The sequence below is a fragment of the Vibrio sp. V42_P2S4T144 genome, from assembly GCF_009904715.1.
GTDB lineage: Bacteria > Pseudomonadota > Gammaproteobacteria > Enterobacterales > Vibrionaceae > Vibrio > Vibrio alginolyticus.
The window spans coordinates 1-6,155 of record NZ_WXWS01000644.1 but is presented as its reverse complement, the minus strand read 5'-3'; the positions used below and the strand labels follow the sequence as shown (position 1 = coordinate 6,155).

The window sequence follows — 6,155 nt, the reverse complement described above, 5'->3', positions numbered from 1 at the left end:
GATAAGACTTAACCAGCAAGAAACGGATTAAGTACACAGTGGTAGCACAGACCAAGAGGCAAGCAGAGATGTATTTCAATATTCAACGATTCTCTACCCATGATGGCGATGGCATTCGTTCCATTCTTTTTCTTAAAGGATGCAGCTTGTCTTGCCCTTGGTGTCAAAACCCAGAAAGCCGCAGCGAAAAGCATTCACTCTTATTTGATCAGCGAAGCTGTATGGAAGGTTGCCAGCTGTGCGTTTCTGCTTATCAAGCCACAACTCAACCCACAGCGGGTAGCGAAACGGTGGGTGATGGTATTCAACGAATCGACAACCAGATCATCATCAATCGCAAAGCCATCAAAGAAGACCAACTGATCGCGCTGCGAGACGTCTGTCCTACGCAAGCACTGACTGTCTGCGGTGAAGAGGCGAAATCAGACATGTTGTTCGACACCTTAATGAAAGACAAACCTTTCTATGACCAAAGCCAAGGTGGTGTGACCTTCTCCGGTGGTGAGCCACTCATGCAAGCGGATTTGGTGGCAGAACTCGCACAGCGTCTGCATGACAACCAAGTCTCTACCGCTATTGAATCGTGCATGCATGTGCCGTGGAAGAACGTCGAAAAAGCCGCGCCGCATATTGATTGCTGGTTGGCGGATTTAAAACACACCGACGAAGAAAAGTTTCTTAGCTGGGCGAAAGGTTCACTAAAACGCATCAAAGACAATTTCCGAAAACTGGCACCTATCGCGAAACGCATTGTGATTCGCGTTCCCGTTGTGCCGGGGTTCAATGACACCATCGAAGAGTTGAAAGACATCATCGATTTTGCGGCTTCACTAGAAAGCTGCCAAGAACTTCACTTGCTGCCGTACCACACGCTCGGCATCAATAAATACCGTTTGCTCGATATGCCTTACGAGTGTTCTGATAAGCCATTAAACAAACCAGAACTGCTAGAAAGCGCCATGCAATACGCAAGCGAAAACACCCAACTTAACGTGATTGTAAGAGGTTAACTATGGACCTGAATTACCTTCCTGAGCGTATCAAAGCGCACAAATCGGCACTGGTAAATATCGTAACGCCACCTGTCTGTACCGAGCGTGCAGAGGCATACACTCGTGCTTATCAAGCGAACGAAGACAAACCTGTAATTGTCCAACGTGCGCTAGCACTGCAAGAGCACTTACGCACTCGTACGATTTGGATTAAGCACGATGAGTTAATCGTCGGTAACCAAGCGAGCAAAGTGCGCGCTGCGCCTATTTTCCCAGAATACACTGTACGTTGGATTGAAGCAGAAATTGATGAGCTAGCTGACCGCCCTGGTGCAGGCTTTGCTGTCACTGAAGAAGATAAGCAAAGCATTCACAGCATCACACCGTACTGGCGCGGTAAAACCGTTCAAGACCGTTGTTATGGCTTATTCACTGATGAGCAGCAAGAAATCTTAGCCAGCACCATCATTAAAGCTGAAGGCAACATGACTTCGGGTGACGCGCACCTTGCGGTGGATAACGAGAAAATCTTGAAGCTAGGCATGAACGGCTTGCTAGAGGATGTTCGTCAGCACCGTGCTAAAAATGATGTTTCGACCTTTGAAGGCTTGAAGAAAGAGCAGTTCTATAAATCAGTTGAAATCGTATTGCTTGCGATTCAAGAACACATGGTGAGCTACGCTGAATTGGCGGCAAAAATGGCGTCAGAAGAGACGCGCCCGCTGCGCAAAGCTGAGTTAGAAAGCATTGCAGCAAACTGTCGTCATGTCGCGAGCCACGCGCCAGAAAACTTCTGGCAAGCACTGCAATTGAGCTACTTTGTTCAATTGATGCTACAAATCGAATCGAACGGTCACTCGGTTTCTTTCGGTCGTATGGACCAATTCCTCAACGAGTTTTATGTTCGCGATATCGAAAACGGCGCGATTGAAAAAGACTTTGCACTAGAGTTGCTACAAAGCTGCTGGTTGAAGTTGCTTGAAGTAAACAAGATTCGCTCTGGCGCGCACTCAAAAGCCTCCGCAGGTTCTCCGTTGTATCAAAACGTGTGTATCGGCGGTCAGAAGTTGAATGAAAAGGGGGAGCCAGAAGACGCAGTAAATCCTCTTTCTTGGGCGATTCTCGAATCTTGTGGTCAGTTGCGTTCGACGCAACCTAACTTGAGTGTGCGTTACCACGAAGGTTTGAACCAAGAGTTCTTAATGGGTTGTATCGAAGTGATTAAATGCGGCTTCGGTATGCCAGCGTTCAACAACGATGAGATTGTTATTCCTGAATTCATCAAGCTTGGCGTAGAGAAAGAAGACGCGTACAACTACGCATCTATCGGCTGTATCGAGACGGCGGTTCCCGGCAAATGGGGTTACCGTTGTACGGGCATGAGCTTCATTAACTTCGCTCGTATCCTGCTCGCTTCATTGAACGAAGGTGTGGATGCAACAACGGGTAAAGCTTTCTTGCCTCACGATAAGTCATTAACTAAAGGTAACTTTGAGAACTTTGAGCAAGTGACGGCTTCTTGGGCAGAGCAAATCCGCTACTACACCCGTAAATCGATTGAGATTGATACGGTAGTGGACAGTGTGCTTGAACAGCAGGCACAAGACATCTTCTGTTCAACGCTGGTGGATGACTGTTTGGCTCGCGGTAAAACCGTGAAAGAGGGTGGTGCGAAATACGATTGGGTATCTGGCTTACAAGTCGGTATCGCAAACTTAGGTAATAGCCTAGCAGCCATCAAGCACCTTGTTTTCGATGATGCGCAAATCACTCAGCCCCTTATCTCACAACAACAGCTAGCAAAAGCATTAGCAGAAGATTTCGACGGCATGGAGAACGAACAGCTTCGCCAACGTCTTATCAACTTTGCACCAAAATACGGTAACGATGATGACGCGGTAGACCAACTGCTCTCAGACGCGTACCAAGTGTACATTGATGAGCTAGAGCAGTTCGTTAATACGCGTCATGGGCGTGGTCCAATTGGCGGAGGTTACTACGCAGGTACATCAAGTATCTCGGCAAACGTCCCATTTGGCGCTTCAACTATGGCAACGCCAGACGGTCGTAAAGCGAAAACGCCATTGGCAGAAGGTGCAAGCCCATCCTCTGGCTCAGACCGTTTAGGTCCAACAGCGGTATACAACTCGGTCGGTAAGATCCAAGCGAATAAGATCCTTGGTGGCGTGCTGCTTAACCAGAAGTTAAGCCCGGCAGCGGTTGAGTCTGAAGGGGATAAGCTCAAGCTTTCTATGTTGATTCGTACCTTCTTCAACCACCACAAAGGTTGGCACGTGCAGTACAACATCGTCTCTCGTGAGACCTTGCTAGCTGCGAAGAAGAACCCAGAGCAATATCGTGATCTTGTCGTGCGAGTTGCAGGCTACTCAGCGTTTTTCACCGCGCTATCACCAGATGCTCAAGACGATATCATTGCTCGTACCGAGCACGAGCTGTAAGTACACTCACTAACTAAAACGAAAGGCACCGATTGGTGCCTTTGGTTTGAATACTTAATTCGCAAATGACTATACCTGAACGCATTAAAGCGTGTGCAAAATGGTCACGCATTTCTTCGTGACGTTGTCGTACTCTTTCGTCATGTAAGCGGTAGTGATCGCGCCCTCTTTCATGATGCAAATGGCATCAAGTAATGCAGCGTTGTCTGATTTGAGATAGCGTTGAATTAGCTCTCTGACTTGCTGCTTATGGTAGCGGCAATACGTTGCGATCTCGCCACTGTCGTCACTGAACTCCGCGGACGTATTGATGAAAAAGCAACCGCGAAACTCGCCCAACTTTTCTTCAGAGCCATGAAACCAGCCGTTGAGTGCAGTAAATAACTGATCGATCACCTCCGCGCACGTTTGTGCTAAAGAAAGCTTTTCCTCCAACCATTCCATAAATATTTGGTGGCGTTGTTCTAATGCGGCGATGATAAGCGCTTCTTTGCTCTCAAAATGGTTATATAGCGTGCGTTTAGCCACGCCGGAAACATTGAGGACTTCATTGATGCCAATAGAGTTGATGCCTTGTTTGTAAAACAGTGACAAAGCTGTGTCGATCAATAACTGTTTCTTTTTGTTCATAACTACGTCCTCAAAAAGTTCCATAAACACATATTGACAAAGGTAGACAGATTTGTCTATTTTATTTTGTAGACAATTCGGTCTACTTTGAGGTGTTTATGAATAATTTAATTTTATCGTTGGTTGCCGGGCTTGGCGCTACGTTGGCTATTGGCGTATTGTCCTACGCTGAGGTATCACTGACGGAGGTTGTACTCCTGATGGCACCATTTGGTGCTACCGCAGTACTGGTGTTTGGGGTGCCAGGCAGCCCTCTTGCTCAACCCAAAAACGTGATCATTGGGCACTTTATCACGGCCTCTATCGGTATTGCGTTTAGCCAGTATGTTGACGTCACGCCGGTCACGCTAGCGATTGCGACGGGGCTAGGTGTGTCTGCGATGCTGATTACGAAGACCACTCATCCACCTGCGGGTGCAAATCCAATTTTGATCATGGCGTCTGGGCAGGGATGGAGTTTTCTCTTCACGCCTGTCCTGATTGGCGCGGTAGTGATTGTTCTGGTCGGTAAAGGGTTACAGTTGCTACAAAGTCAGTACTTAAACCCTCGACTGAATGGTCAGAAGACCTAGTCGGATTGTAGTTAGAGCCGCGAAAGGGAGTGATCTCTTTTGCGGTTTTATCTTTTGTCGGTTTGCAAAAACAAAATCTGATTCTCTCTTGGTATTCAGTCGTATACATCAACATGGTAGTTAAATTGGTACAATGCGATGAACAGAATCCACCCTAAGAAACTATTGCACAGTAAATGGACGGCAATTTCACCTAAAAACAAAGAGAAGCATTTTGTCGTGACAGAAATGGAACTAGATGAAGATGGTAACGTTGTGAGATGTGTCATCGAGGCAGTCATTAGTAAACGCGACCGAGAGATGAACTGGCAAGACCTAAAAGACTCTGAGCAATGGATGCAAGGGTGGAAGTGAGTGACGCTTTGTTGTTGGGCGAATCAAGCAGAAACGTGCGTTGCGAGTAGGCAAAAGTGGTGCTATCTGATACGTTGATAATTCGTTCTAACGCCCACTCAAAGGATTAATTATGATTGATTTCGACAATTCCTCTGTATTTAAGCTTAAGCCGATTGACGTTTCTAATGCCAGAGAAGACTTCCTTAAGTTCTTGATTGATGGTGAGACTATTTTCGCTGCTTTTAAAACAGTTCGTGACCAAGTGGTGTTTACGAACAAGCGAGTGATAGCGGCAAATGTGCAAGGGATTACCGGCTCAAAAGTGGATTACACTTCTTTGCCTTACAGTAAGATCAATGCATTTTCTATCGAGACCTCTGGTACTTTTGATTTGGATTGTGAAATCGAGTTCTTCATGAGTGAGGTGGGAAGAGTGCGTTTTGAAATTAAAGGCTCGTTTGATTTGATTTCTTTCAACCGTATGGTTAGTGAGTATGTACTAGGTTAAGGGATTAGAAATGAGAGCTTCGCTGAGAGACAAAATTATAGAGGTCTGTGACAAAAAGATCGCGAGTAAAGGTGAATTGGTTGGTCTCTCATTTTATGCGTTTTTCGCTAATAAAAATGACGACCCAGAGCTGTTGATGGAAGCGGCTACGTGGTGGATTCAGACTCATCAGCTCGACCACTTCGAAAAAGCAGTAAAAATAAAATCAATGGTCGAGTCGGGGAGCTAAATTAAAAAAAAGAAGTAAAGAAAGCAGACAAATGCTAATAACGTTGCGGACAAAACAGGGTAGATAATGTAAGAGTCCTGCTTGTTGGTTCGTTGAAAACATAGCGAAACAAGTAAGACGTTATAAACAACAAGTAACAAGCTGATCATGGTTCCGCTGTTTAGTGTCATACTTGATAGCTGAGTTAAGAAAAACGCCAATAAAAGGTAATCGAAGACAATGAGCCATAAAAAGGCTTTCTTTAGTAAGTCGCTTTTTCTTTTTTCGGATGATGTTATGTGCATATAGAACTCAACTAAAAAGTCACAGTAACAGAGGCTTTGGTTAGAGAGGTCACCATCAGAGTGGTGACCTTTTAAGATTATAATTCTTGAATTTTTACTTCGCTGGTGGCGGTATCGCCGGAGTAATTGATGACTTCTTGACGAA

At 45.7% G+C, this 6,155-nt stretch carries 8 protein-coding genes; 6 read left to right on the top strand and 2 right to left on the bottom strand.

Annotation, left to right across the window (positions count from 1 at the left end; translation table 11 throughout):
* Window positions 1-68 precede the first annotated feature (68 nt).
* On the top strand, window positions 69-1,010 hold the full coding sequence (locus CAG68_RS20970; protein WP_114320775.1) for a glycyl-radical enzyme activating protein: 942 nt from the start codon (window positions 69-71) through the stop codon (window positions 1,008-1,010).
* Between the two features lie 2 nt (window positions 1,011-1,012).
* A complete protein-coding gene (locus tag CAG68_RS20965; protein ID WP_161441615.1) occupies window positions 1,013-3,451 on the top strand; it encodes a formate C-acetyltransferase/glycerol dehydratase family glycyl radical enzyme in 2,439 nt (812 codons plus the stop codon).
* Between the two features lie 84 nt (window positions 3,452-3,535).
* Here the strand turns inward: CAG68_RS20965 and CAG68_RS20960 are convergent, their stop codons facing one another.
* The gene (locus CAG68_RS20960; RefSeq protein WP_161441614.1) at window positions 3,536-4,081 is read right to left on the bottom strand and encodes a TetR/AcrR family transcriptional regulator; all 546 of its coding nucleotides are present in this window, start codon (window positions 4,079-4,081) and stop codon (window positions 3,536-3,538) included.
* A 98-nt stretch (window positions 4,082-4,179) separates the two neighbouring features.
* Between CAG68_RS20960 and CAG68_RS20955 the strand changes: the two genes are divergently transcribed.
* The 4 genes from CAG68_RS20955 to CAG68_RS20940 all read left to right on the top strand — a co-directional run bounded on the left by CAG68_RS20955 (window position 4,180) and on the right by CAG68_RS20940 (window position 5,726).
* On the top strand, window positions 4,180-4,653 hold the full coding sequence (locus CAG68_RS20955; RefSeq protein WP_005386883.1) for an HPP family protein: 474 nt from the start codon (window positions 4,180-4,182) through the stop codon (window positions 4,651-4,653).
* Between the two features lie 138 nt (window positions 4,654-4,791).
* Window positions 4,792-5,007 carry a TIGR02450 family Trp-rich protein gene (locus CAG68_RS20950; RefSeq protein ID WP_136976825.1) on the top strand — a complete coding sequence of 72 codons (216 nt, stop codon included), beginning with the start codon at window positions 4,792-4,794 and terminating at the stop codon, window positions 5,005-5,007.
* Between the two features lie 112 nt (window positions 5,008-5,119).
* Window positions 5,120-5,497 (top strand): PH domain-containing protein, encoded by a 378-nt coding sequence (locus tag CAG68_RS20945; RefSeq protein ID WP_005386881.1) that lies wholly within the window; start codon window positions 5,120-5,122, stop codon window positions 5,495-5,497.
* Window positions 5,498-5,507: 10 nt separating this feature from the next.
* Window positions 5,508-5,726, top strand: coding sequence for a DUF6500 family protein (locus CAG68_RS20940; RefSeq protein ID WP_017634431.1), 219 nt, complete (start codon window positions 5,508-5,510; stop codon window positions 5,724-5,726).
* On the opposite strand, the gene CAG68_RS22465 is transcribed toward CAG68_RS20940, so the two are convergent.
* Window positions 5,723-6,010 (bottom strand): hypothetical protein, encoded by a 288-nt coding sequence (locus CAG68_RS22465; protein ID WP_005375002.1) that lies wholly within the window; start codon window positions 6,008-6,010, stop codon window positions 5,723-5,725. The two genes, CAG68_RS20940 and CAG68_RS22465, sit on opposite strands and share 4 nt — an antisense overlap.
* Between the last annotated feature and the right edge of the window lie 145 nt (window positions 6,011-6,155).